This is a genomic window from Dyella sp. S184, from assembly GCF_009766065.1.
Lineage (GTDB): Bacteria > Pseudomonadota > Gammaproteobacteria > Xanthomonadales > Rhodanobacteraceae > Rhodanobacter.
This window is the reverse complement of record NZ_LMUE01000017.1, coordinates 76,230-77,377: the sequence shown is the minus strand read 5'-3', so window position 1 is coordinate 77,377 and position 1,148 is coordinate 76,230. Positions and strand designations below refer to the sequence as shown.

The following is a 1,148-nucleotide window of genomic DNA, read 5'->3' as shown; positions in this document are numbered from 1 at the left end:
GCTCGCACCACCGGCCACCGCGTGCTTGCCGATCGCCAGCGCATCTTCGCTGCCGTCCGTCATCCCATCGGCGTCAAACAGGTGCGACGCCTTTGCCGTTGCACCGCCCAACTGCGCGATCGCCTGGTTCGTGCTGTTGAGCTGGGTTCCATTCACTGCATCGGTGCTCGTGGCGGTCACCGTACCCGCGGCGACGTTGCCCACCTTCACCGCCGTTGTGCCATTGCCCAGCGTTACCGCCGTGCGCGTGGCATCGGTGTAGAACACCGCCGTGCTGTTGATTGTGCCGATCGCCGTCGTGTTCTGCGCCACGGCCGCATTGGTCGTATCGAGCTGGCCCTTGTTCACCGCATCCGTGGACTGCGTACCCGCACCCACGTTGGTGATCTGGCGCTCATGACCGGCCGTACCCACCGATACGCTGTTCGCACGATCCGCCTGCGAGTTCGCACCCAGCGCCACGCTGTTGTCCGCGTTGGCCGTGCTGCTGTAACCCACCGCCGTGCTGCTCTTGCCCATCGCACTGGCCAGCGAGCCCACCGCCGAGGCGTTGTCGGCATTCGTGAAGCTGCCCGCACCCAGCGCCACCGTGTTGTTGCCCGTGGCCACCGCACCGGCGCCGTACGCCGCGCTCTCATCGCCGATTGCGAAGCTGCTCGCACCACCGGCCACCGCGTGCTTGCCGATCGCCAGCGCATCTTCGCTGCCGTCCGTCATCCCGTCGGCGTCAAACAGGTGCGAGGCCTTTGCCGTCGCTGCCACCTGTGCATTGAGCTGACTTACGTTCACCGCATCCGTACCGACCGTGCCGGCCGCCACGTTGCTAACCTTCACCGCCGTCGTGCCATTGCCCAGCGTTACCGCCTTGCGCGTCGCATCGGTATAAAACACCGCCGTGTTGTTGATCGTGCCGATCGACGCCGTGTTCGTCGCGATGTTCGCTGTGTTGGTCGCGATGTTCGTCGTGTTCTGCGCCACCGCACTGTTCGTGCTGTTGAGCTGCGTGCCGTTCACCGCATCGGTGCTGGTGGCACTGACCACGCCAGAGGCCACGTTGGTGATCTGGCGCTCGTGACCGGCCGTGCCCACCGACACGCTGTTCGCACGATCCGCCTGCGAGTTCGCACCCAACGCCACGCTGTTGTCCC

Annotated in this window: 1 pseudogene; it reads right to left on the bottom strand. The window is 65.8% G+C overall.

The features are described 5' to 3' along the window. A pseudogene (locus GSQ75_RS19090) lies at positions 1-1,148 on the bottom strand (hypothetical protein); the annotation flags it as partial.